The sequence below is a fragment of the [Acidovorax] ebreus TPSY genome (genome assembly GCF_000022305.1).
GTDB classification, from domain to species: Bacteria; Pseudomonadota; Gammaproteobacteria; order Burkholderiales; family Burkholderiaceae_C; genus Diaphorobacter; species Diaphorobacter nitroreducens.
This window is the reverse complement of record NC_011992.1, coordinates 1,654,602-1,677,456: the sequence shown is the minus strand read 5'-3', so window position 1 is coordinate 1,677,456 and position 22,855 is coordinate 1,654,602. Positions and strand designations below refer to the sequence as shown.

Below are 22,855 nucleotides of genomic sequence, written 5' to 3'. Positions count from 1 at the left end.
GCGGCATCACGCCTGGGCATGCACCATGGCGAACCAGCCGCGATCGTCCGTCCAGGCCTGCGTGCGCGTGAAACCCGCGTCGTGCAGCAACGCGGTGAAATCCGGCAGCGGGTACTTGTAGCTGTTCTCGGTATGGATGCGCTCGCCCGCCGCAAAGTCGCGCCCGCCGCCCGGCCAGCGCACGCGCTGCGGCCCCGCGGCCTCCAGGTGCATCTCGATGCGCGAGGCATGGGGGTTGAAGAAGGCGCGGTGGCGCCACTGCGCGGGCACGAAGTCGCTGCCGACCAGGCGGTTCACGTGGGCCAGCGCGTTGCGGTTGAAGGCTGCGGTCACGCCGGCGGCGTCGTCGTACGCGGCCTCCAGCACGGCCACGTCCTTGGGCAGGTCGAAGCCGATCAGCAGGCCGCCATCGTCCAGCGCCAGTTCGCGCATGTGCCGCAGCAGGGCCAGTGCCTGGGGCGGGTCGAAGTTGCCGATGGACGAGCCGGGGTAGAAGACGAGGCGGCGCGCACCGGGAACGTCCGGCGGCAGGTGCACACCCCGGGTGATGTCCGCGCCCACGGCGCGGGCATGCAGGCCCGGCAGTGCCACGCGCAGGCGCGCGATGGCATCCCGCAGGTAGTCGGCGGAGATGTCCACGCCCACGAAGTGCGTGGCCCGCACCAGCGCGCAGAGCTCGCGCGCCTTGTCGCAATTGCCCGCCCCGGGCTCGATCACCACACGCGCCGGGCCTACGGCCTGGGCAATGGCGTGCCCGTGGCGCCGCAGCAAGGCACGCTCGGTACGCGTGGGGTAGTACTCGGGCAGGCGGGTGATGGCCTCGAAGAGTTCCGAGCCCCGCTGGTCGTAGAAATACTTGGGTGAGAGCGCCGCCTGCGGCTGCAACAGGCCGGCCAGGATCTCGCCGCGTTCGGCGGCCGAGGCCACACCCGCGGGCGGCTGCGGCGGTGCCAGGCCGAGGTGGTGAAGGACGCCGTCAAGCCGAGCAAGGGGAGAAACTGCAGACATAGCGCTGCAGCGTAGGCCACCTGCCAACGCGCCCCTGCAGTCCAACGACACCTCTTCAGGTAGGACGTACGCGCGATCTGCAGGACAATCCACAGTGCACCTCTTGTGCAGGATTGCCCGCTGTGGTTGGCTTTTTCGCCGCCCAGCCAATAAAGGATCAAATCAGGCGGAAGCGCTTGCCCATCAAGCGCAAATAGCTCCTTCAATGAGAGCATCGATTTACCGTCCGCCGAGGATAAAAAAAAGGGCCGGCGCATGCGCCGGCCCACCCCACCATGAAGAACGGAACTTGCGTGCTTAGAAGCGGTAGCCCACGCCCACGCCGAACAGCACCGGGTCGACCTTGAAAGTGCCCACGCCGCGCACGTCGGTGTCGATGTACACCTTCTTCACGTCCACGTTCAGGGACCAGTTCTTGTCCAGCGCATAGTCGAAGCCCACTTGCAGGGCACCGCCCCAGCTGTTGCGCTTCACGTCCAGGCCCGCGGGCAGCTTCACGCTGGAAAAGCGCGTGTAGTTGACACCAGCGCCGACGTACGGCTTGAACGCGCCGAAGTTCGTGAAGTGGTACTGCAGCAGCAGCGAGGGCGGCAGGTGCTTGAGCGAGCCGATCTTGTCGCCGTTCAGGCGCACGTCGTGCTTTTGCGGGTAGGTCAGGACCAGTTCGGCAGCGAGGTTGGGCGTGAAGAAGTACGAGACGTCGACTTCAGGAATCCACTTGTCGTTGATGCTCACGCCCGCGTCGCCGGCGGCACCGTTGTTGGCGCTGTCCAGATGCACCGCGCGTGCACGCACCAGCCAGGAACCTTCCGCAACCTGCTGCGCGAAGGCAGCGCCGGAGGTCATCGCACACAGAACGGCCAGGGCCAGAAGATTCTTTTTCATGTTGACTCGATACGTTGGGTTGACCGGGGACGACCCCCGTACGCGCATTAAGCCCACGAGTAATATGGTCAATATTGCTGCAGATCAAACCCAGAATCTGTGTGTCTATTCGTATGTGTCTATTCCGTCACAAACGGCGGCATATGGCCTCACTCAATGCGTGCCATTGGCAGCCGCCTTGCCGCGCAGCCGTCCCACCAGCGTCCACCCCGCCAGCACCACGGCGCCCGCCACCAAGCCCACCACGGCATTGAGCAGGTTGGTCACCAGCACCGACCACAGTCCGCCCAGCGGCCAACCCTGCACCGCCGCGCCCACGCCCTCGACGGCATGGTGCAGCGCCGGCACGCCATGCACCAGGATGCCCCCGCCGACGAGGAACATGGCTGCGGTGCCGACCACCGACAGCGTCTTCATGAGCCAGGGTGCGGCCGCGACGATGCCGCGGCCCAGGGCCTGTGCCGCGTTGCTGGCCTGGCGGCAGAGCCACAGGCCCAGGTCGTCCAGCTTCACGATGCCCGCCACGAGGCCATAGACCCCCACCGTCATCAGGACGGCAATGCCCGCCAGTACCGCCACTTGCTGCGCAAAAGGCGCGCCCGCGACGGCGCCCAGGGTGATGGCGATGATTTCAGCAGAGAGGATGAAGTCGGTACGCACGGCCGCCTTGATCTTGTCCTTCTCCACCCGCGCCAGGTCCACATTGGGATTGGCGTTGGCCTGCGCATGGATCGCGTGTTGCACGGCATCTTCCTCGGGCGTGTGTAAAAGCTTGTGCGCGAGCTTTTCGCAGCCTTCGAAGCACAGGAAGGCCCCGCCCACCATGAGCAGCGGCGTCACGGCCCACGGCGCGAACGCGCTGATGAGCAGCGCCGCCGGCACGAGGATGGCCTTGTTCACCAGGGACCCGCGGGCGACGCCCCACACGACGGGGATCTCGCGCTCTGCCCGCACGCCAGTGACCTGCTGGGCATTGAGCGCCAGGTCGTCGCCCAGCACCCCTGCGGTCTTTTGCGCCGCCACTTTGGTCATGACGGACACGTCGTCGGCCATGGCGGCGCTTTTCTTGGCGGCCACCTTGGTCATGAGGGCCACGTCGTCCAGGATGGTGGCGATGTCGTCAAGCAGGGTCAGAAGGCTGGCGCCGGCCATGGGTGAGTTCCTTTCAAGAAGCCGCCATTCTGAATGAAAACACCCCTAACGCATGTGGGACAAGCGCTGACAGCTATTGTTTTTGTAATAGGCGGGCAGGCGTACCATGGCGGCATGCCCTCTCGCACTGCGTCCTCGCGCCCCGTGCGCACCGCCGCCGCGCTGGCCGCGCTGGTGCTGTCCGCCTGCGCCGGCCCGTCGGCGCGCCTGGGCGTGGGCGTGCCGGTGGGGCCGTTCAGCGTGGGCGTCGGCGTGGGCTCGGGCGGCGTATCGGCCGGGGTGGGCACCGGCGTGGGGCCGGTGGGCGTCGGAGTGGGAGTGCACCCAAGCGGCCAGGTGACTGGCGGCGTGGGCGTGGGCGCCTCGGTTCCCATGGGCGGCGCACACGTCGGAGCCGGCGTGGGCTCATCCACCGTGCTGCACGATCCGTACCGGCCGCCGCAGCCACCCGCGCCGGTGGAGCCGTCTTCCGGCGGCCCGACCCTGCAGTGGCGCGACTCGCACGGGCGCATCGTGCCCGAGTGCCAGGTGCGCGGCGGCTGCTAGCCGCGCGCCGCGGCGCCGATCACCCCACCCACTTGCGTGCGTTGCGCCACACGCGCATCCAGGGGCTGAACGCGTCCTTGCCCCCCGTGGCGGCCAGATCGGTCCAGCTCATCTGGATGTTGCGGAACACACGCTCGGGGTGCGGCATCATGGCCGTGAAGCGGCCATCCGCCGTGGTCACGGCCGTGAGCCCGCCGGCGCTGCCATTGGGGTTGAACGGGTAGCGCTCGGTCGGCTGGCCATGGTTGTCCACGAAGCGCATGGCACGCACCACCTTGTCGGCATTGCCACGGTACTGGAAGTTGGCATAGCCCTCGCCGTGCGCCACAGCGATCGGCAGGCGGCTGCCGGCCATGCCCTGAAGGAAGATGCTGGGCGATTCCAGCACTTCGACCATCGACAGGCGCGCCTCGAAGCGGTGGCTCTGGTTGGTGGTGAAGCGCGGCCAGTCCTGCGCGCCAGGGATGATGTCGGCCAGTTCGGCAAACATCTGGCAGCCGTTGCACACGCCCAGGGCAAAGGTGTCGCCACGCGCGAAGAACTGCTGGAACTGGGCCGACAGGCGCTCGTTGAACGTGATGGAGCGCGCCCAGCCGATGCCCGCGCCCAGCGTGTCGCCGTAGCTGAAGCCGCCGCAGGCCACCACGCCAGCAAACTGCGCAAGGTCGGCACGGCCGGTCTGCAGGTCGGTCATGTGCACGTCGAACGCCTCGAAGCCCGCCTCGGTGAAGGTGTAGGCCATTTCCACATGCGAGTTCACGCCCTGCTCGCGCAGCACCGCCACACGCGGGCGCGCGCCAGTGGCGATGTACGGCGCGGCCACGTTGTCCAATGGGTCGAACGTGAGCTGCACGTGCATGCCGGGGTCTGCGGGATCGCCGGCCGCGGCGTGCTCGCTGTCAGCGCAGGCGGGGTTGTCGCGCTGCTGGCAGATTTTCCAGCTCACCGCGTCCCACACCTGGTGCAGGTCCGGCAGGCTGGCGCTGAACACGGCCTTGGCATCGCGCCACACCTGCAACTCGCCCTTGCCTGCATCGATGGGCGAGGACAGCGGGCGCGTCTTGCCCACGAAGTGGCTGCAAGTGGACAGGCCGTGCGCGCGCAGCGTCTGCATGACCTCGTTGCGCTCGCTGGTCCTCACCTGCAGCACCACGCCCAGTTCCTCGTTGAACAACGCGCGCAGCGTGCGCTCCTCGCGCCGGCCGCTGATCTGGGCGCCCCAGTTCTTGCCCTCGCCGCTGTCCATGCGGCTGTCGGTGATGCCGTCGCCCTCGGTGATGAGCATGTCCACGTTCAGCGCCACGCCCACCTGACCGGCAAAGGCCATCTCGGCCACGGTAGCCAGCAGGCCGCCGTCGCCCCGGTCGTGGTAGGCCAGGATCGCACCTTTAGCGCGCAGCGCGTTCACGGCATCCACCAGGGCGATCAGATCCTTGGCGTCGTCCAGGTCGGGCGTCTCGTCGCCGGTCTGGTTCAGCACCTGCCCGAGGATGGAGCCGCCCATGCGCATCTTGCCGCGGCCCAGGTCGATCAGCACGAGGGTCGTGTCCTCTTCCTTGGCGTCGAGCTGCGGCGTGAGCGTGCCGCGCACGTCGGCCAGCGTGGCGAACGCGGTGATGATGAGGCTGACGGGCGAGGTGACCTTCTTGGTCTCGCCGTCCTCGCTCCACTGGGTGCGCATGGACAGGCTGTCCTTGCCCACGGGGATGGAGATGCCCAGCTGCGGGCACAGCTCCATGCCCACGGCCTTCACGGTCTCGTACAGCGCGGCGTCTTCTCCGGGCTCGCCGCAGGCCGCCATCCAGTTGGCCGACAGCTTTACGCGCGGCAGTTCGATGGGTGCCGCCAACAGGTTGGTGATGCTTTCCGCCACCGCCATGCGGCCCGACGCGGGCGCATTGAGCGCCGCCAGCGGCGTGCGTTCGCCCATGGCCATGGCCTCGCCGGCAAAGCCACGGAAGTCGGCCAGCGTCACGGCCGCGTCGGCCACGGGCACCTGCCAGGGGCCCACCATCTGGTCGCGGTGGGTCAGGCCGCCCACGGCGCGGTCGCCGATGGTGATGAGAAAGCGCTTGGACGCCACCGTGGGGTGGGCCAGCACCTCGATCACAGCCTTCTCCAGCGGCAGGCCGTCCACGTTCAGCGGCGCGAAGCTGCGCTGCACGCTGGTCACATCGCGGTGCATCTTGGGCGGCTTGCCCAGCAGCACGTCCATGGGCATGTCCACGGGGTACTTCTGCTCGCCGGATGCGACGACCGTGTCTTCCAGCACCAGTTGGCGCTCCTCGGTGGCCGTGCCGATCACGGCAAACGGGCAGCGCTCGCGCTCGCAGAAGGCCGTGAACTGCGCCAGCGACTCGGGCGCGATGGCCAGCACATAGCGCTCCTGGCTCTCGTTGGACCAGATTTCCTTGGGCGCCAGGCCCGACTCCTCCAGCGGCACGGCGCGCAGGTCGAAGCGCGCGCCGCGGCCCGCGTCATTCGTCAGCTCGGGGAAGGCGTTCGACAGGCCGCCCGCGCCCACGTCGTGGATCGCCAGGATCGGGTTCTGGTCACCCTGCGCCCAGCAGTGGTTGATGACCTCCTGTGCGCGGCGCTCGATCTCGGGGTTGCCGCGCTGCACGGAGTCGAAGTCCAGCTCCGCCGCGTTGGTGCCCGTGGCCATGGAACTGGCGGCGCCGCCGCCCATGCCGATGCGCATGCCGGGGCCGCCCAGCTGGATCAGCAGCGTGCCGGCGGGGAACAGGATTTTTTGGGTGAGCCGCGCGTCGATCGTGCCCAGGCCGCCCGCGATCATGATGGGCTTGTGGTAGCCGCGGATGATGGCGCCCTCGCCCGTTCCGACCACCTGCTCGTATTCGCGGAAGTAGCCCGTCAGGTTGGGCCGGCCGAACTCGTTGTTGAACGCGGCGCCGCCCAGCGGCCCCTCGGTCATGATCTGCAGGGGGCTGGCGATGTGCTCGGGCTTGCCCACCTCGCTGCCCCAGAGCTTGGACACGGTGAAGCCCGTGAGACCCGCCTTGGGCTTGGAGCCGCGGCCGGTAGCGCCCTCATCGCGGATCTCGCCGCCCGCGCCGGTGGAAGCGCCGGGGAATGGCGAGATGGCCGTGGGGTGGTTGTGCGTCTCCACCTTCATCAGTACATGGTGGGTTGCACTACGCTTTTGATAGCTTGGAGCGCTTACCTGTTGGGCGAAAGACTCGAATTTGGCGATGAATTGCTCGACCTCGCTGCCTTCCATGATGGAGGCGTTGTCGGCATAGGCCACCACGGTATGCTGGGGCGACACGGCTTCGGTGTTGCGGATCATGCCGAACAGGCTCTTGTCCTGCGCCACGCCGTCGATGGTGAACTGGGCGTTGAAGATCTTGTGGCGGCAGTGCTCGCTGTTGGCCTGGGCGAACATCATCAACTCCACGTCGGTGGGGTTGCGCGCCAGGCCTGTGAAGGCGTTGACCAGGTAGTCGATCTCGTCGTCGGCCAGGGCCAGGCCCCAGGCCTTATTCGCAGCCTCCAGCGCCGCACGCCCGCCCTGCAGCACATCCACGAAGGCCATGGGCTCGGCCTGCAGCTCGGTGAACAGGCGCTGTGCCTCGTCCAGCGTGGTGACCACCGATTCCGTCATGCGGTCGTGCAAGAGCGCCGCAACCTGCTGCAGCTGCTCGGTGCTCAACTCGGGCTTGCCACCCAGCAGGCCGCCCTTGAGGCTGATGCGGTATTCGGTGATGCGCTCGATGCGGCGCACCGCCAGGCCGCAGTTGTGGGCGATGTCCGTGGCCTTGGACGCCCAGGGCGACACCGTGCCCAGGCGCGGAGTGACATACAGCACCATGCCGTCCCGCGGGCCGGCGTATGGGTCGCCGTAGGTCAGCAGCGCGGCCAGGCGCTCGCGCGCGGCGGCATCGGGTGCGGCGTCGCCAGCTACCAGGTGCACGAAGCGCGCCGCAATGCCGTCGATCTTGGGATGAATGGCCGCCAGGGCGGGTTGCAGTTGCTGGGCGCGGAAGGTGCTGAGGGCATTGCCGCCCTCCAGCGGGGTGATGTGCAAGGTCACGGTAGCGGCCTGTGTGGTGGCAGAAAGAGGCGTTTCGCCCGCTGGTTGAGGCAGCCGCTGAATGGGGCCGCCGCGCCGGCAGCGCGTGTTGGTGGGAGCCCGCTATTTTAGCCCGCCGCACCCGCCCTTGCCCGCCCCGCGCCCACAGGGGGCAAAGGCCGATGGGATAATTTGCGCCATGAGCATCACCATCAAAGACGCGCAGGGCATCGCCGGCATGCGCGAGGCCTGCCGCCTGGCGTCCGAAGTGCTGGACTACATTGCCCCACACATCAAGCCCGGCATCACCACCGCAGAGATCGACCGCCTGGGCGCGGAATGCATGGCCGCCCAGGGCACCGTGTCCGCCACCATCGGCTACCAGCCTCCGGGCTACCCGCCCTACCCCGGCCACCTGTGCACCTCGGTCAACCATGTGGTCTGCCACGGCATTCCCAACGACAAGCCGCTCAAGAAGGGCGACATCGTCAATGTGGACGTCACCGTGATCACCAAGGACGGTTGGTATGGCGACAACAGCCGCATGTACCTTATCGGCGAATGCTCCATTGCCGCCAAGCGGCTGTCGCAGCTCACGTTCGAATCCATGTGGCTGGGCATCCAGCAAGTCAAGCCGGGCGCGCGCCTGGGCGACATCGGCCACGCCATTCAGAAGTTCGCCGAGGGCCACGGCCTGTCGGTGGTGCGCGAGTTTTGCGGCCACGGCATCGGCCAGAAATTCCATGAGGACCCGCAGGTGCTGCACTATGGCCGCCCCGGCACGGGCGAGGAGCTGGTGCCCGGCATGACGTTCACCATCGAGCCCATGCTCAACCTGGGCAAGCGCGACATCAAGGAGCTGGGCAAGGACGGCTGGACCATCATCACCAAAGACCACAGCCTGTCGGCGCAGTGGGAACACACCGTGCTCGTGACCGAGACCGGCTACGACGTGCTGACCCTCTCCGCCGGCTCCCCCGCGCTGCCGGCCTTCGTCACCGCCACCACGACCTGAGCCAGGCCGCCGCGCCCAGAGCGCCGCAAGGCATGCACGGTTCTTGCTAAACGTCCTCCATGCCTTCCATCCCCCCCTGCCCCCCCGCCACCGCACCGGATCTCGCGCAGCTGCATGCGCTGCGCGACGCCTACCGCCAGGACAAGGCCGCCCTGCTGGCGACCCTGCGCGCGCCCGGAGCGTCCACGCGCGGCGTGCGCAGCCTGCTGCATCGCCTCTCCTCGCTGACCGACGGCCTGCTGTGCCGGCTGTGGGACCGCGCGCAGTTGCCTGAAGGCATGGCGCTGGTCGCCGTGGGGGGCTACGGACGCGCACAGCTGTTCCCTTATTCCGACGTGGACGTGCTGTTGCTGCTGCCGGACGGCATGAGCGTGGCCGCGGGCCATGCAGGTGCGGCGCCCTGCACACCGATCGAGACCTTCATCGGCAGCTGCTGGGACGCGGGGCTGGAGGTTGGATCCAGCGTGCGCAGCGTGGCCGAATGCCTGAGCGAGGCCGCCGCCGATGTGACGGTGCAGACATCGCTGCTGGAAGCGCGCCTGCTGTGCGGCAACGCCGCGTTGTTCGATACGTTCCGCCAGCGCTACGACGCGCAGATGGACCCGCGCGCCTTTCTGGTCGCCAAGACGCTGGAGATGCGCCAGCGCCATACGAAATACGAAAACACCCCCTACGCGCTGGAGCCCAACTGCAAGGAGTCGCCTGGCGGCCTGCGCGACCTGCAGCTCATCCAGTGGGTGGCGCGCGCCGCGGGCCTGGGGCGCAATTGGCGCGAGTTGGCGGCCAGTGGCCTGGCCACACCGTTCGAGGTGCAGCAGATCGAGCGCAACGAGGCGCTGCTGTTCCTGATCCGCGCGCGCCTGCATGCGCTGGCCGGCCGGCGCGAAGACCGCCTGGTGTTCGATCTGCAGACCGCAGTGGCCGAGACCTTCGGCTACCGCTCCACCGCACCGGACGGCCAGCGCCTGGCGATGCGTGCCAGCGAGACGCTGATGCGCCGCTACTACTGGGCCGCCAAGGCCGTGTCGCAGCTGTGCCAGATCCTGCTGCTGGGCATCGAGGAGCGACTGAACCCCTCCACGCATGAACTGCGTCCGATCAACCCGCGCTTCTTCGAGAAGGCCGGCATGATCGAAGTGGCCAGCGACGACCTGTACGAAAGAGAACCCCACGCCGTCCTGGAAACCTTCCTGCTCTACGAGACCACCGTAGGGCTCAAGGATCTGTCGGCACGCACGCTGCGGGCGCTCTACAACGCGCGTGGCGTAATGGACAGTGAATTCCGGCGCGACCCCGCGAACCGCGCGCTGTTCATGCAGATCCTGCAGCAGCCCGCAGGCATCACGCATGCCATGCGGCTCATGAACCAGACCTCCGTGCTGGGCCGCTACCTGTGGCCCTTCCGGCGCATCGTGGGGCAGATGCAGCACGACCTGTTCCATGTCTACACCGTGGACCAGCACATCCTGATGGTGCTGCGCAACGTGCGGCGCTTTTTCATGGCCGAGCACGCGCATGAATACCCGTCGTGCTCGCAGCTCGCCGCTGGCTGGGACAAACCGTGGATTCTCTACATCGCTGCGCTGTTCCACGACATCGGCAAGGGGCGCGGCGGCGACCATTCACAGATCGGCGCGCAGGAAGTGCGGCGCTTTTGCCGCCAGCACGCGGCGCACGGCATCACGCGCGAGGACGCGCGGCTCATTGAATTCCTCGTGGCCGAACACCTCACCATGAGCCAGGTGGCGCAAAAGCAGGATCTGTCCGACCCCGACGTGATCGCCGCCTTTGCGCGCCGCGTGGGCAACGAGCGCTACCTCACCGCCCTGTACCTGCTCACCGTGGCCGACATCCGCGGCACCAGCCCCAAGGTGTGGAACGCCTGGAAGGGCAAGCTGCTGGAAGACCTGTACCACGCGACGCTGCGTACCCTGGGCGGGCGCGCACCCGACGCCGCCGCCGAGATCGAGGCGCGCAAACGCGAAGCGCTGGTGCTGCTGGCATTGGCCTCCCAGCCCCACGAGGCGCACAAGAAGCTGTGGGATACGCTGGACGTGAGCTATTTCATGCGCCACGAGGCGGCGGACATCGCCTGGCACACCCGCCACCTCTCGCGCCACGTGGGTGCCGGCAAGCCGGTGGTGCGCGCACGCCAGTCGCTGGCGGGCGAAGGCCTGCAGGTGCTGGTGTATGCGCCGGACCAAAGCGACCTGTTCATGCGCATCTGCGGCTACTTCGACCGTGCGGGCTTTTCCATCCTGGATGCGCGTGTGCACACCGCCAACAACGGCCATGCGCTGGACACCTTCCAGGTCGTTGCCTCCAGCCAGCCAGGCGCCTACCGCGAGCTCATTCACATGGTCGAGAACGACCTGCTGCGCGCCATCGAAGACCCGCGGCCGCTGCCCGAGCCTACGCGCAAGCGCGTGTCGCGTCGCGTCAAGAGCTTCCCCATCGCGCCGCGCGTCACGCTGCGCCCTGACGAAAAGGCCCAGCGCTGGCTCATCAGCATTTCCGCCAGCGACCGTGCCGGCCTGCTGTACCTGGTGGCGCGCGTGCTCTCGCGCCACGGCCTCAGCGTGCAGTTGGCCAAGGTGAGCACGCTGGGCGAGCGGGTGGAAGACGTGTTCCTGGTGCAGGGCCCGGAGATGCAAAACAACGCGCGGCAGATCCAGATCGAGACCGAGCTACTGCAGGCGCTGGCCGATCAATGACTATGATTTCGATAGCTGCTTGCGCTTGCCACAAGGGCGCTACAGCCTGATTGAGCGCTCAATCGTCTTCTACCGCACCAATCTCCGGAAACAACACCTCCGTGTAACCGAACTGCGTGAAATCGCGCACGCGCATTGGGTAGAGCTTGCCGATCAGGTGGTCGCACTCGTGCTGCACTACCCGCGCGTGGAAACCTTCCGCCACACGATCGATGGGCGCGCCCAGCAGATCGACGCCGCGGTAGTGGATGCGCGCAAAGCGCGGCACCTTGCCGCGCAGGCCCGGCACGGACAGGCAGCCCTCCCAGTCGTCCTCCTCGTCGGCGCCCAGCGGCGTGATCACGGGATTGATGAGCACCGTGGGCGGCACGATGGGGCGGTCGGGATAGCGCGGGTTGCGCTCGCCGGAGCCGAAGATCACCACCTGCCAATCCTCCCCGATCTGCGGTGCTGCCAGGCCCGCGCCGTTCACGGCCTGCATCGTCTCGCGCATGTCGTTCACCAGTTGGTGCAGCGCGGGCGTATCGAATGCGGTAACGGGTTGGGCCACCCGCAACAGTCGCGGGTCGCCCATCTTCAGGATGGTGCGGATGGTCATGGTGGGTCTGCGGGCTGCAGCCGCCAAGCGCAGGGCATGGCGAAAGGCATGGCGGCGTCCCTGCCTTGGAGCATAACGCCCGGCAACACCTGCACAATGGCAGGAATGTCTCCGCCGCCCGAGCCACTGCCGCCCGTCCCTGAGCAAGCGCCCCTGCCCGCGCTGGCGCGCTGGCTCTTGCTGGTGTTTGCCGCACTCTGCCTGGCGCTGGGGGTGATCGGCATCGTCGTGCCGGGCCTGCCCAGCACGGTGTTCATCCTCATGGCAGGCTGGGCGGCCGCGCGCAGTTCGCCGCGCCTGTACCGCTGGCTGTGGTTCCACCCGCTGTTCGGCTCCATGCTGCGCAACTGGGCCAACGGCGGGCGCGTGAGCCGCCATGCGAAGTGGAGCGCCACCTTCCTGATGGCCCTGTGCGCGCTGGTGCTGTGGGTGGTGCATATCCCGCGCTGGGCGTCCATCAGCGCGGTGGTCAGCATGGCCTGCGTACTGGTGTGGCTGTGGCTTCGCCCTGAGCCGCAGCGCTGACATCGCCCTTCGCATCCCTTGCACAGCACAGCGTCAAGGCGGCACTTTTTTATGTATATAATCTAAGTCTTGTTCCTCGATAGCTCAGTCGGTAGAGCGACGGACTGTTAATCCGCAGGTCCCTGGTTCGAGCCCAGGTCGAGGAGCCAAATTCCAAGCCTTGCAATTGCACAAGGCCTGCCAAAAACAAACACCGATCATTCCTCAATAGCTCAGTCGGTAGAGCGCCGGACTGTTAATCCGTAGGTCCCTGGTTCGAGCCCAGGTTGAGGAGCCATTTATTGATTTCTAGGCGTTTCACAAGATGCCAAAAAATGGGAAAAACCCAAAGAAATCAACGTCTTATCGGTGGTCAACGTGTCAGGAGGTGTTTTTGACCTCCTTGACATACCGCTTTAAGTGGCGGTACTTTCGACGGCATTTCTCAACTGCCGTCGATCACGTACCGTCATGCTTTCAGATACCGCCTGCCGTGCCGCCAAGGCACAAGAAAAGCCCGCCAAGCTCTCAGACTCTGGCGGGCTTTACCTGCTTGTCAACCAGGCTGGGAAATACTGGCGCTGGGACTACCGCCACGCCGGCAAGCGCAAGACCCTGGCCCTCGGCGTGTACCCCGGCGTCACGCTGGCCACAGCACGCAAGAAGCGCGACGATGCGCGCGCCCTGCTGGTCGAAGGGGTAGATCCTGGCGAGGCTCGCAAGGCACAGAAGGCGGCTTTGTTCGCCGATGACGAAAACACCTTTGAAGCCATCATGCGCGAGTGGCACGCGCTGCAAGCGCCGAAATGGTCACCGCGCTACGCTGAAAAAATGCTCGCGCGCTTCGTCCAGAACGTGTTCCCCTACATGGGCAGTGTGCCCATTGCCGACATGACGCCCTCGGCGCTACTGGCCGTCGTCCGAAAACTGGAGGCGCGCGGCCTCGGTGAAGTACCGTCACGCACACTAAGCGAGTGCGGCCAGGTCATGCGCTACGCAGTCGCCACTGGCCGCGCCGAGCGCGACATTACCGCCGACTTGCGCGGCGCCCTGGCGCCAATGCGGACAAAGCACCTCGCGGCCGTGACCGAGCCGGAGAAGGTCGGGCCGCTGCTGCGGGTGCTGGATGACTACGATGGCACGGCGACGGTGCGCTGTGCGCTGCGCCTTGCACCGCTGCTGTTTGTGCGTCCTGGTGAGTTGCGCTCGATGCGCTGGGCAGATATTGATTTTGAGGCGTGCGAATGGCGCTATCTGGTGACCAAAACGCAAACACGGCACATCGTGCCGCTGTCACGCCAAACGTTGGCTATCCTGGAGGAAATCAGGCCCATCACTGGGCGCGGGGTCTATGTCTTTCCCAGCGCGAGGACGATGAGTCCAGCCGCCAAAAGCCAACGCCCGATGAGCGATAACGCCATCCTCGCGGCCCTGCGGCGCGCTGGCATTGACAAAGACGAGATGACCGGCCATGGCTTCCGGGCTATGGCGCGCACCATCTTGGATGAGGTGCTGGGCTTTCGGCCTGACTTTATCGAACATCAGCTCGCGCACGCGGTGCGCGATCCCAATGGGCGCGCGTACAACCGCACGGCGCATTTGCCGGCCCGGCATGAAATGATGCAGCAGTGGGCCGACTACTTGGACAAGCTGAAGACCGGCGCCGATGTGGTCAAGCTGCGGGCCAATTCTTGAAGGGGGCTTCGATGCCCCTCCCAAGGGGCCTCCAAGGGCCTTCAAAGGGGGCGTCCGTTATGGCCACAGCTCATCTTTCAGCTTGCCAATAACAGCATTCAGGCCGTCGCGCTCGTCCTGGTCGAGTGCGTCTAGGCCACGGTCATAAGCGCCCAGTAGCGCGGCCATTTCGGCGGCGGCGATGCTCACGGTAACGGTGGCATCGCGGGCAATATGGGAGTAGTCGGCTTTGCAAAACATGGCGGCAAGTGCTTCGGTCATCGTTCGCCTTTCTGCCCTGCTGTTGAGATCGGGAGGGCACGGGATGACGCTGGAGATATGCACCAGCCGAAAAAAGCGGCCCGTGTGGTAGGCCAGCTCCAGGACGGCGCCGTCCACGGCTCGGACGGTGTAGATGCCGTCCTGGTAGACAACCTTGCTCCCTGTGGCGACGGCCCCCGTCATTGCTCGCCCTCCCGGCCATCAGCCGCCGCAGCTCGTCGCGCTGCCGCCGCCTTCATGGGGTCGCCTCAGAAAACGGAAAATAAAGCACGCTAAGCCGGTTGCAGCGGTCGTAGCGGCCTGAACTTGCCCGCGCCGATCTTGGCGCTGCTGCGCCAGAGGTAATCGCCGGTGAGGTTGATGTGCTCCCAACCGAGCGGCGACAGGTACTGCAACAGCGCGTCATCAACGGCATGGCCGTTGCCACGCAGCGCGTGCGCAGCCCGTTCCAGATAGACCGTGTTCCACAACACGACGGCAGCCGTTACCAGATTGAGGCCGCTAGCCCGGTAGCGCTGCTGCTCGAAACTGCGGTCGCGGATTTCACCCAGGCGGTTGAAAAACACTGCCCTGGCCAGCGCATTGCGCGCCTCGCCCTTGTTCAGGCCGGCATGCACGCGGCGGCGCAGTTCCACGCTTTGCAGCCAGTCCAGGATGAACAGCGTGCGCTCGATGCGGCCCAGCTCGCGGAGCGCCACGGCCAGGCCGTTCTGGCGTGGGTAGCTGCCGAGCTTTCGGAGCATCAGGGAGGCCGTCACCGTGCCCTGCTTGATCGAGGTGGCCAGCCGCAGGATTTCGTCCCAATGGGCGCGGACGTGCTTGATGTTGAGCGTGCCGCCGATCATGGGTTTCAGCGCGTCATAGGCGGCGTCGCCCTTCGGGATGTAGAGCTTGGTGTCGCCCAGGTCGCGGATGCGCGGCGCGAAGCGGAAGCCCAGGAGGTGCATCAGGGCGAAGACGTGATCGGTGAAGCCCGCCGTGTCGGTGTAATGCTCCTCGATCCGCAAGTCGGACTCGTGGTACAGCAGGCCGTCGAGCACGTAGGTCGAATCGCGCACGCCGACGTTCACGACCTTGGTGTGAAATGGCGCGTACTGGTCAGAAATGTGGGTGTAGAACGTCCGCCCTGGGCTGCTCCCGTATTTCGGGTTGATGTGGCCGGTGCTCTCGGCCTTGCTGCCGGTGCGGAAGTTCTGGCCGTCCGACGATGAGGTGGTGCCGTCGCCCCAGTGCTCGGCGAAGGGATGGCGGAACTGTGCGTTGACCAGATCGGCCAGCGCCGCCCCGTAGGTTTCGTCGCGGATGTGCCAGGCTTGCAGCCAAGCCAGCTTGGCGTAGGTCGTGCCGGGGCAAGACTCCGCCATCTTGGTCAGGCCCAGGTTGATCGCGTCGGCGAGGATCGTGGTCAGCAACAGGTTCTTGTCTTTGGCCGGGTCGCCCGATTTCAGATGCGCGAAATGCCGAGTGAAGCCCGTCCATTCGTCCACCTCCAGCAGCAGTTCGGTGATCTTGACGTGCGGCAGGATCATTGCCGTCTGGTCGATCAGCGCTTGGGCGGTGTCGGGTACCGCCGCGTCGAGCGGCGTGATCTTCAAGCCTGACTCGGTGATGATGGCGTCCGGCAGCTCGTTGGCCGTCGCCATACGGTTGACGGTGGCAAGCTGTGTTTCCAGCAGCGTCAGCCGGTCGTTCAGGTACCGGTTGCAGTCGGTGGCCACGGCCAGCGGCAATTCGCTGGCCTGCTTGAGGCTGGCGAATTTCGCGGGCGGCACCAGGTAGTCCTCGAAGTCCTTGAACTGGCGCGACCCCTGCACCCAGATGTCGCCGGAACGCAACGCGTTCTTCATCTCCGACAGCGCGCACAGTTCGTAGTAGCGCCGGTCGATGCCGGTGTCGGTCATGACCAGCTTCTGCCAGCGCGGCTTGATGAACTCGGTCGGCGCGTCGGCGGGCACCTTGCGGGCGTTGTCGCTGTTCATGCCGCGCAGCACCTCGATGGCGTCGAGCACGTCCTTCGCGGCGGGAGCGGCCCGCAGCTTGAGCACGGCAAGGAATTCCGGCGCGTAGCGGCGCAGCGTGGCGTAGCTTTCGCCGATGCGGTGCAGGAAATCGAAGTCCTCGGGCTGCGCAAGCTTCTGCGCTTCGGTGACGCTCGCCGTGCATGACAAAGACGGTGCCGAAGACATGCTGATGGGCCACTGAGAGGAAACAGGATCATGAAGAACGAAAACAAAGTGCTGGCCTGCGTGGATCAATCCCACTTCGCCGATTACGTGGCCGACTACGCCGCATGGGCCGCTCGCCGAATGGACGCGCCGCTGGAGTTTCTGCACGTCATCGACCGCCACCCCGAGCAGGGATCGGGCGAAGATCACAGCGGTGCCATCGGCATTGACGCCCAGGAAAATCTGCTGACCAAGCTCACCGCCGAAGACGAGGCCCGCACCAAGAATGCTCGCGAGCAAGGCCGCATCTTCCTGAACCGACTGCGCGAACGGGCCACCGCTGCCGGTGCCGCGCTGGTCGATGTTCGCCAGCGGCACGGCGAACTTGAAGCAACGCTGGCCGAACAGGAAGACGGCGTGCGCCTGCTGATACTCGGACGCCGTGGCGAAGCCGCAGAAGCCACACAGCGCGACTTGGGCCGCAATGTGGAGCGGGTGGTACGTTCGCTGCACAAACCGATCCTGACCGTGACCGAAGGCTTCAAAGAGCCGCAGCGCGTGATGATCGCCTTCGACGGCGGTGTCGTGACCCGGCGTGGCGTCGAAATGGTCGCTGGCAGCCCGCTGTTCCGAGGTTTGCCTATCATCCTGCTGATGTCGGGGAAGAAAAGCCAGGATGCACCCAAGCAGCTTGATTGGGCCAAGACCACCTTGGAATCGGCTGGCTTCGACGTCACCGCCTCACTGATCCCCGGCGATGCGGAAAGCATCATCGCCAAGACGGTCAAGGAGCAGTCCATCGACATGCTCATCATGGGCGCATTCGGTCACTCGCCGCTGCGCACTTTGATGTTCGGCAGCAAGACCGCTGACCTGCTGCGTTCCTCGACCATCCCCACGCTTCTACTGCGATAGCGAAGGAGTCGCCTCAATGGACATGGAACAGTTCCGCGCTCGACTGCTGATCGAGCAAAGGGAAACCGTTGAGGCAATCCAGCAGGCTCAACAGTCCGCCGCGCCGGTCGAGCTGGATCAATCCTGTGTCGGTAGGGTGTCGCGTATCGACGCCCTCCAACAACAGGCTCTTGCCCAAGGATTGCGGGAGCGGCTGACCATTCGCAAGCGCAAGGTCGAAGCTGCGCTGGCCCGCCTCGACTCTGGCACCTATGGGCTGTGCTGCGCCTGTCACAGTGATTTGGAGCCGGAACTGTTGAACGCCGATCCTGCTGTTGTGTTCTGCCAGGAATGCGCGACAGCGCGTCAATGACAAAGCCGTATTGATGCCCAACGGCGGAGCCGTTTTGCCTTAACGTGCTTTATTTTCCGTTTTCTGAGGCGACCCCTTCATGCGCTTGTCCTGCTGGCGCTCCTGCCAGCGACGGCGCAGCAGGCGCCAGGCGCGCACGTACTGCATCAGCATTCCGCGAACCAGCACGAAAGCGACTTTGAGAATCATCAGCAGCACGCCGCCGATGACTTTGAAAACCAGTCCGAAGACCGCGACGAACATTTCGATAAGTAGAAGCAGGCCCATTTCGTTTCTCCCGGTGTTGATGACTTCAGCAGTTCGCGGCCACGCCGCGCCCCTGCTTTTGGGTGAGCCTCGCGGGGGCCGCCCGAAGGGGGCGGTCAAGGCCCGCAGGGCCGCGAAGTGCCTTTTGTGGGGTTCTTGCTTGTGTGGTCATGGTTCGCCTTTCTGTCTAGTGAATTCCTGCTTTTCGGAGCCGCCTCACTGAAAAGCTGTGGAGAGCGTGCCCCGCAGGGGATGCCGAGTTGCAGCCGGCGTGACAGCCTGCGCGTAGCGCCCCGCAGGGGGCGGGAGGGAGGGATAAATAGGGAGCGAAGCGACCGGTTTATGCTCACTCCCGACAGGCTGGCGCGACGGTTGCAAATGCGAGGCAAGCTCGTAGCAGCTTGGGCGGCTCCGAAAAGCAGGAATTCACGGCGGGCGCGCTGTGATGCACAAGCCCGCAAGGCGAAAGCGCCAGCGCTGCAGCGTTGCTCTTTGTCTGCGCAGTCCCTGCAAGGGGCTGCGCCTGGCTGAATGCGAAGAAGCCGGGAGTTGCGCGCAGCGTGTCTCCCGGCTCTGTGTTGCGCCTGCAGGCGCTGCTACTTCTTCGGAAGCGTTGGCTTGCCGGCCTTGCGCACGACCTCGCCGCGCAGGTTCTTCGCGCCATGCATGATGCCGCTGGCCACGGCGCCCGCGCCGCTGCCGCCGCCACCAATCAGGCTGCTGGCGATGTCTTCGGACTTCATCAGGAAGTACGCGACAAAAACGATCACCGCCACCGACGACATGAACGCGCCGGCCCTGACCATCAATTCCATGAACCACGGCAATTCGGGATCGGCGCCGATGGTCGCCATCTGGGCGGCAAAGTCACCGATGACCCCCGCGCCCAGCGTGGCCAGCGTCACACCAACGACCAGCGAAACGCCATTGGCCAGCATGAACCTGAGCCAGTTGTGAAAGAGATGGCTCATCGGCTGCCAGGGCAGCCAGGCCACCAGCAGCGGGCCGAAGATCACACCCAGTTGCAGGGCCAACAGGGGGCCATAGAGGGCCAGCAGTAGCGCGAAGCTGACCAGGCCGGAGATGAAGAAAAGGATCACGTCGAAGGCAACCTGGGTGAGACTGCCGATAAGCGCCTTTCCGATACTGGCATCGCCCGTGATGAAGTCCCACGCCTTTGACCAGGCGCTTTTGCCGTCGTCCTTCTGCGCGCTCGGGAACATCGCGGTATTGAGCTTTTCGATTGCCGTCTTGACGGCATCCCCGGCGCTGCCGCCGCCTGCCGCGCTGGTAATCGGCGCGGTTAGCTCTGTCGTAAAAAACTTCGTCGTGGTCTGCATCCACGGCGTCCAGTTCAGCAGCAGCGCAAGCGGAAGGATCAGCACCAGCGCGCCCCGCGTCACGCGCGAGAGTGCGTCGGATAATCGCTGGGCAGCTTGAGCGTTGGCGCCGCGTCCTTGTGCTCCACGGCAGCATTGCGGGCGTCACGGAATTTCGCATCTCCCTCGGCGCGCTGCTGCTCGCGCTCCTGCGTGCGCTGAGCCTCCATCGCCGCATTCGCGTTGGCCTGGGCGATCGAGCTGGAGATGTCCCCCAGTAACGCCTGAACCTGCATGTTTTGGCTCGCCAGGGCTTGCAGGCCGCCCACGTTGGAATTGATGCCGCGCACCGTCGTCGCCTGCTTCTGCACGTCCGCGGCCGTCTTGGAAAGCCGGTTGCTTGTTCTGCTTGTAGTCGTCGCGCGCAGCCATGATCCAACGCTCGCCAGCGCTGGGCGCGCGTGGGCCTGCGTTGGCGGCGGCGTGTTGGCTCTCGGGGTTGGCCATGTCAGCACCCCCACGGGTGACGATGGTTGCGCGCTTGGTGGTCAGGCCCAGCGTAGCGGCCTGCCGCAGCTCTACGGACTGCGGCCCGCGTGCGTGCAGGTCGCGGTGATACGTGCGCCCGTCCCGATACTGCAAAAAGCGGTCGCCCTGGCTGTTGTACTCCCACCGGGCGCGGCCTTTCTCAATGTCGCGGTTGATCTTCGCCGCCTGGGGCATCGTGCCTCCGGTCTTGAGCGCTGCGCGTGCTAGATCCGCGTCGTGCTCGCGCTGCTCGGGCGTGCGCCGGTCGCGTATCAGCTCACGCGGCTGCTGCGCCTGTTGCGGCCTGCGCTCTGCGGCGCGCTCGGCTTGGTCGCGCTGGTAGTCCTGCGCGCGGTCGCGGTCGCGGTCTGCCCATGCTTCATGCTCCTGACGGCGCTCCGCGTCGGTCTGCGGGCGCCGTGGCTGCTCGTCGTCGTGCTCTTGCTCGGCCTGTTTGCCCTTGGCTGCGGCGCCACCCTCGGGGCCTGGCCCGTCGTGGCCTGGCGGCTGGGCGCGCTCATAGTCGGCGCTGGTGTCCTTGTCGCGGGCGCGGCTCATCTCCTTATGCAGCTCGTCGCGTTGCGCGTTGGTGTGGTGGTAGCTCATGGCCTCGCGGTGGCGACTGGCTGCAACGTAGCTCAGGCTGCGGTCGCTCATGGCGCTGTCGTGCGCGACGTGGGCACGGTCAACGGTCACGCCCTGGCTTTTGTGGACTGTGGCGCAGTAGGCGTGATCGAGGGCTTTGTATTGCTTCTGGCTGATGCTCTGCTCCTTGCCGTCCCCGTCGCGCTTGAGGGTCAAACGGCCGTCTTGGGCGGCGGTGACAGTCCAGGTTTGGCCGTTCTTCAGATCTAGGCTGCGGTCGTTCTTGAGCGTGATAACCCGGTCGCCCACGGCAAACGCCTGGGCGCGCTCCGCGCTCTCGGGCGTGCGCTGGGTCGTGAAAGTGCGGTCGGGGCCGTGCAACAGGCCGGCGTCCCTGGCCTGGGCGCGTGCGGCCTGATTGATGGCCTGCACTTCCTGGCGACGGGCGGCCAGGCTGATTGAGGTCTTCCCCTCCCGCAGGTCGTTGACGACGTTGCGCGCGATGGCCTCGCGCATATGCTCGGGCGTGGCGTGCTCACGCAGGTAGCCGCGCTCCTGCATAGTCTGCAGCGCCTTGCCGGCCTCGCCGTTCTTGAGGTCGGTCACCATCTGGCGGTCTGCCTCGTGGTGCTGGCGGCGGATCTCGGTCATCTCTGCGGCCTGGCCGGCTGCGGTCTTCATGCTGCGCATGGCTCCGCCTGCGTCCACTGGCTGAAGTTGCCGGGTGTCACCGACAAGCACCACCTTGGCGCCGGCCTGCTGCGCCTGGTCGCACAGGCGCGACATGAGGCGAGAGCCTGCCATGCCGGCTTCGTCCACGACGACGACGGTTTGCTTGTCTAGCTGCAGCTCGCCGCGCTCGATGCGCTGCAGCGTGCCGTGAATCGTGTCCGACTTGATCCCGCTGCCTTCCTCTAGGCCGCTAGCGGCCTTGCCGGCCAGGGCGCAGCCGACAACGCGGGAACCGCTGGCCTCCCAGGCTTCGCGGGCGGCGCCCAGCATGTAGGACTTGCCCGCCCCGGCCGTGCCTTCGACAACCGCAAAGCTGTTGCGACTGTCGGTAATGTGGCGCATGGCCTGCGCCTGGTCGTTTGAGAGCCCTTTCTTTTGAATTAGGTCTTCGACGTTGCGCGAATCCGCGCGGGCGTCGGTTGGCGTGTGCGCAGCGGCTTTGGCATATTGCGCCAGGCCGGTTTCGATTTCGAGCATTTCGCGGCTGGTAAAACGGTCGTTGCCCTCCTTGTCTTTTAGGCGCACCAGCTCCCCGGACTGCTCCAGCTCGCGCAGCTCTGACAGTGCCGCTTTAATGTCTTGGCCATTGACCTGGGCGCGTTCAAATGCGGCTCGCTCCAGTTGTGCGCGGCTGAGGGTTGAGGCTTCGCTGAATGCGGTTTCGTGCAGCTGCGCGGGCGGCTCTTTGCCCTGGCTAGCCTGGTGCGACTGGTCGCGCAGAGATTCGACGTTGAACCCGTTTTCTGCTGCTGCTTCGCGGGCGGCATTAAATGCTGTCTCGCGGGGGCGCTCGCCCTTCATTTCGCGCGTGGCCAACTGGTGCATTTCCCGGGCTTTGTCGCTTTTCATTCCGGTCTGCGCCTGGCGCTCGGCGATTTGTGCGGCCCTGGTGGAAAGCTGCTGTTCCAACTCTTTCGGGAATCCGTCAAGGCGAAACGATTTGCCGTCTTTCTCGATTTGGAAACCCAGCTTTTCCAGCTCGTGGGCAAACTCGGCACGATAGGCGGTGCCGATGGTGTGTGCATAGCGGGTGTCGAAATCGACGCGCTTGCCGTTCTCACTGATATTCATCACAACGCAATGCGTGTGCAAATGCGGCTCGCCTGCGCGGTTGCTGCTGTGTTCAAACGTGGCGGCGGCGATTTCGTGATGGGGGACTTTGATTGCCCCGGCGTGTCCCTCGCGCTGGATGAATGCGCCCCCGGTTTGCTCGGCGTATTCGATTGCCGATTCAATGGCGCGTTGGTGTGCCGCGCTGATTTCCCTTTGCAGCTCGGGCGATGCACTCGCCCAGGCGACGGAAACGGATTTGGGCGCGGAAAATGTCAGGTCATAGCCTGGCTTGTGGCGTTCATCCCCGGCGTTGTTGGAAAACGGATTGCCGGTTTTAGGGTCGTAGCCCTTCAGCGCGCTTTCGATCTCGCCACGATGAACGATGGAATCTTTGAAGCCCAGGCGCTCGGAGAATGCGCCAATCCATTTTCCGTTGGGTTCGTCGTGTTGCTTAGCGTTGGGGTCTTCTGCGCCCAGCTGGTAGCCCTCGTAATATGCTGCGACTTTGGAAACGCCGCCACCAGATTTAATTGATTTCATCGAAAGCAT

At 65.7% G+C, this 22,855-nt stretch carries 15 protein-coding genes, 2 tRNA genes and 2 pseudogenes; 9 read left to right on the top strand and 10 right to left on the bottom strand.

The annotated features are described in order from the left end of the window. Positions 1-6 precede the first annotated feature (6 nt). From egtD to DTPSY_RS07950, 3 genes are all read right to left on the bottom strand, one after another. A complete protein-coding gene (gene egtD, locus DTPSY_RS07960; RefSeq protein WP_015913146.1) occupies positions 7-1,008 on the bottom strand; it encodes an L-histidine N(alpha)-methyltransferase in 1,002 nt (333 codons plus the stop codon). A 297-nt stretch (positions 1,009-1,305) separates the two neighbouring features. Further along, complete coding sequence (locus DTPSY_RS07955) at positions 1,306-1,893, bottom strand: OmpW/AlkL family protein (RefSeq protein ID WP_011805496.1); 588 nt, start codon at positions 1,891-1,893, stop codon at positions 1,306-1,308. 153 nt (positions 1,894-2,046) lie between these two features. Beyond that, positions 2,047-3,045 (bottom strand): DUF808 domain-containing protein, encoded by a 999-nt coding sequence (locus DTPSY_RS07950; protein WP_015913145.1) that lies wholly within the window; start codon positions 3,043-3,045, stop codon positions 2,047-2,049. A gap of 114 nt (positions 3,046-3,159) precedes the next feature. Here DTPSY_RS07950 and DTPSY_RS07945 point away from each other — a divergent pair, with 114 nt between their 5' ends. Then, complete coding sequence (locus tag DTPSY_RS07945) at positions 3,160-3,591, top strand: hypothetical protein (protein ID WP_015913144.1); 432 nt, start codon at positions 3,160-3,162, stop codon at positions 3,589-3,591. A 19-nt stretch (positions 3,592-3,610) separates the two neighbouring features. On the opposite strand, the gene purL is transcribed toward DTPSY_RS07945, so the two are convergent. Continuing rightward, positions 3,611-7,645, bottom strand: coding sequence for a phosphoribosylformylglycinamidine synthase (purL, locus tag DTPSY_RS07940; RefSeq protein ID WP_015913143.1), 4,035 nt, complete (start codon positions 7,643-7,645; stop codon positions 3,611-3,613). 178 nt (positions 7,646-7,823) lie between these two features. Here purL and map point away from each other — a divergent pair, with 178 nt between their 5' ends. Together map and DTPSY_RS07930 are read left to right on the top strand one after the other, a co-directional pair. After that, positions 7,824-8,639, top strand: a complete 816-nt coding sequence (map, locus tag DTPSY_RS07935) for a type I methionyl aminopeptidase (RefSeq protein ID WP_011805500.1) — start codon at positions 7,824-7,826, stop codon at positions 8,637-8,639. A 59-nt stretch (positions 8,640-8,698) separates the two neighbouring features. Next, positions 8,699-11,353, top strand: coding sequence for a [protein-PII] uridylyltransferase (locus tag DTPSY_RS07930; RefSeq protein WP_015913142.1), 2,655 nt, complete (start codon positions 8,699-8,701; stop codon positions 11,351-11,353). A 58-nt stretch (positions 11,354-11,411) separates the two neighbouring features. On the opposite strand, the gene def is transcribed toward DTPSY_RS07930, so the two are convergent. Further along, a complete protein-coding gene (gene def / locus DTPSY_RS07925) occupies positions 11,412-11,951 on the bottom strand; it encodes a peptide deformylase (protein ID WP_011805502.1) in 540 nt (179 codons plus the stop codon). 105 nt (positions 11,952-12,056) lie between these two features. On the opposite strand from def, the gene DTPSY_RS07920 reads away from it, so the two are divergent. The 4 genes from DTPSY_RS07920 (at position 12,057) to DTPSY_RS07905 (ending at position 14,150) form a co-directional block, all read left to right on the top strand. Continuing rightward, entirely contained in the window at positions 12,057-12,476 is a 420-nt protein-coding gene (locus DTPSY_RS07920; protein ID WP_015913141.1) for a YbaN family protein, read from the top strand. Positions 12,477-12,549: 73 nt separating this feature from the next. Further along, a tRNA-Asn gene (locus DTPSY_RS07915) sits at positions 12,550-12,625 on the top strand. A gap of 52 nt (positions 12,626-12,677) precedes the next feature. Next, positions 12,678-12,753 (top strand) — tRNA-Asn (locus tag DTPSY_RS07910). Between the two features lie 173 nt (positions 12,754-12,926). Next, a complete protein-coding gene (locus DTPSY_RS07905; RefSeq protein ID WP_015913140.1) occupies positions 12,927-14,150 on the top strand; it encodes a tyrosine-type recombinase/integrase in 1,224 nt (407 codons plus the stop codon). Between the two features lie 57 nt (positions 14,151-14,207). Here DTPSY_RS07905 and DTPSY_RS18660 read toward each other — a convergent pair whose 3' ends face one another. Then, on the bottom strand, positions 14,208-14,594 hold the full coding sequence (locus tag DTPSY_RS18660) for a hypothetical protein (protein WP_015913139.1): 387 nt from the start codon (positions 14,592-14,594) through the stop codon (positions 14,208-14,210). Positions 14,595-14,683: 89 nt separating this feature from the next. After that, a pseudogene (locus DTPSY_RS07895) lies at positions 14,684-16,567 on the bottom strand (Tn3 family transposase); the annotation flags it as partial. Positions 16,568-16,627: 60 nt separating this feature from the next. Between DTPSY_RS07895 and DTPSY_RS07890 the strand changes: the two are divergent. Together DTPSY_RS07890 and DTPSY_RS07885 are read left to right on the top strand one after the other, a co-directional pair. Further along, a complete protein-coding gene (locus tag DTPSY_RS07890; protein ID WP_011518937.1) occupies positions 16,628-17,491 on the top strand; it encodes a universal stress protein in 864 nt (287 codons plus the stop codon). 16 nt (positions 17,492-17,507) lie between these two features. Further along, positions 17,508-17,843 (top strand): TraR/DksA family transcriptional regulator, encoded by a 336-nt coding sequence (locus tag DTPSY_RS07885; protein ID WP_011518936.1) that lies wholly within the window; start codon positions 17,508-17,510, stop codon positions 17,841-17,843. Between the two features lie 39 nt (positions 17,844-17,882). Here the strand turns inward: DTPSY_RS07885 and DTPSY_RS07880 are convergent, their stop codons facing one another. The 3 genes and pseudogenes from DTPSY_RS07880 to mobF form a co-directional block, all read right to left on the bottom strand. Further along, positions 17,883-18,110 carry a hypothetical protein gene (locus DTPSY_RS07880; RefSeq protein WP_015913138.1) on the bottom strand — a complete coding sequence of 76 codons (228 nt, stop codon included), beginning with the start codon at positions 18,108-18,110 and terminating at the stop codon, positions 17,883-17,885. Positions 18,111-18,685: 575 nt separating this feature from the next. After that, positions 18,686-19,513: pseudogene (locus tag DTPSY_RS07875) on the bottom strand (type IV secretion system protein); the annotation flags it as partial. A 60-nt stretch (positions 19,514-19,573) separates the two neighbouring features. Beyond that, a complete protein-coding gene (gene mobF / locus DTPSY_RS17785) occupies positions 19,574-22,855 on the bottom strand; it encodes a MobF family relaxase (RefSeq protein ID WP_015913136.1) in 3,282 nt (1,093 codons plus the stop codon).

Coding starts and splice junctions, on each gene's coding strand:
- mobF (WP_015913136.1), bottom strand. CDS start 22,855: ATGCTTTCGATGAAATCAATTAAATCTGGTGGCGGCGTTTCCAAAGTC.
- DTPSY_RS07885 (WP_011518936.1), top strand. CDS start 17,508: ATGGACATGGAACAGTTCCGCGCTCGACTGCTGATCGAGCAAAGGGAA.
- DTPSY_RS07945 (WP_015913144.1), top strand. CDS start 3,160: ATGCCCTCTCGCACTGCGTCCTCGCGCCCCGTGCGCACCGCCGCCGCG.
- DTPSY_RS07880 (WP_015913138.1), bottom strand. CDS start 18,110: ATGGGCCTGCTTCTACTTATCGAAATGTTCGTCGCGGTCTTCGGACTG.
- def (WP_011805502.1), bottom strand. CDS start 11,951: ATGACCATCCGCACCATCCTGAAGATGGGCGACCCGCGACTGTTGCGG.
- egtD (WP_015913146.1), bottom strand. CDS start 1,008: ATGTCTGCAGTTTCTCCCCTTGCTCGGCTTGACGGCGTCCTTCACCAC.
- DTPSY_RS07905 (WP_015913140.1), top strand. CDS start 12,927: ATGCTTTCAGATACCGCCTGCCGTGCCGCCAAGGCACAAGAAAAGCCC.
- DTPSY_RS07955 (WP_011805496.1), bottom strand. CDS start 1,893: ATGAAAAAGAATCTTCTGGCCCTGGCCGTTCTGTGTGCGATGACCTCC.
- DTPSY_RS07930 (WP_015913142.1), top strand. CDS start 8,699: ATGCCTTCCATCCCCCCCTGCCCCCCCGCCACCGCACCGGATCTCGCG.
- DTPSY_RS07890 (WP_011518937.1), top strand. CDS start 16,628: ATGAAGAACGAAAACAAAGTGCTGGCCTGCGTGGATCAATCCCACTTC.
- DTPSY_RS07950 (WP_015913145.1), bottom strand. CDS start 3,045: ATGGCCGGCGCCAGCCTTCTGACCCTGCTTGACGACATCGCCACCATC.
- map (WP_011805500.1), top strand. CDS start 7,824: ATGAGCATCACCATCAAAGACGCGCAGGGCATCGCCGGCATGCGCGAG.
- DTPSY_RS07920 (WP_015913141.1), top strand. CDS start 12,057: ATGTCTCCGCCGCCCGAGCCACTGCCGCCCGTCCCTGAGCAAGCGCCC.
- DTPSY_RS18660 (WP_015913139.1), bottom strand. CDS start 14,594: ATGACGGGGGCCGTCGCCACAGGGAGCAAGGTTGTCTACCAGGACGGC.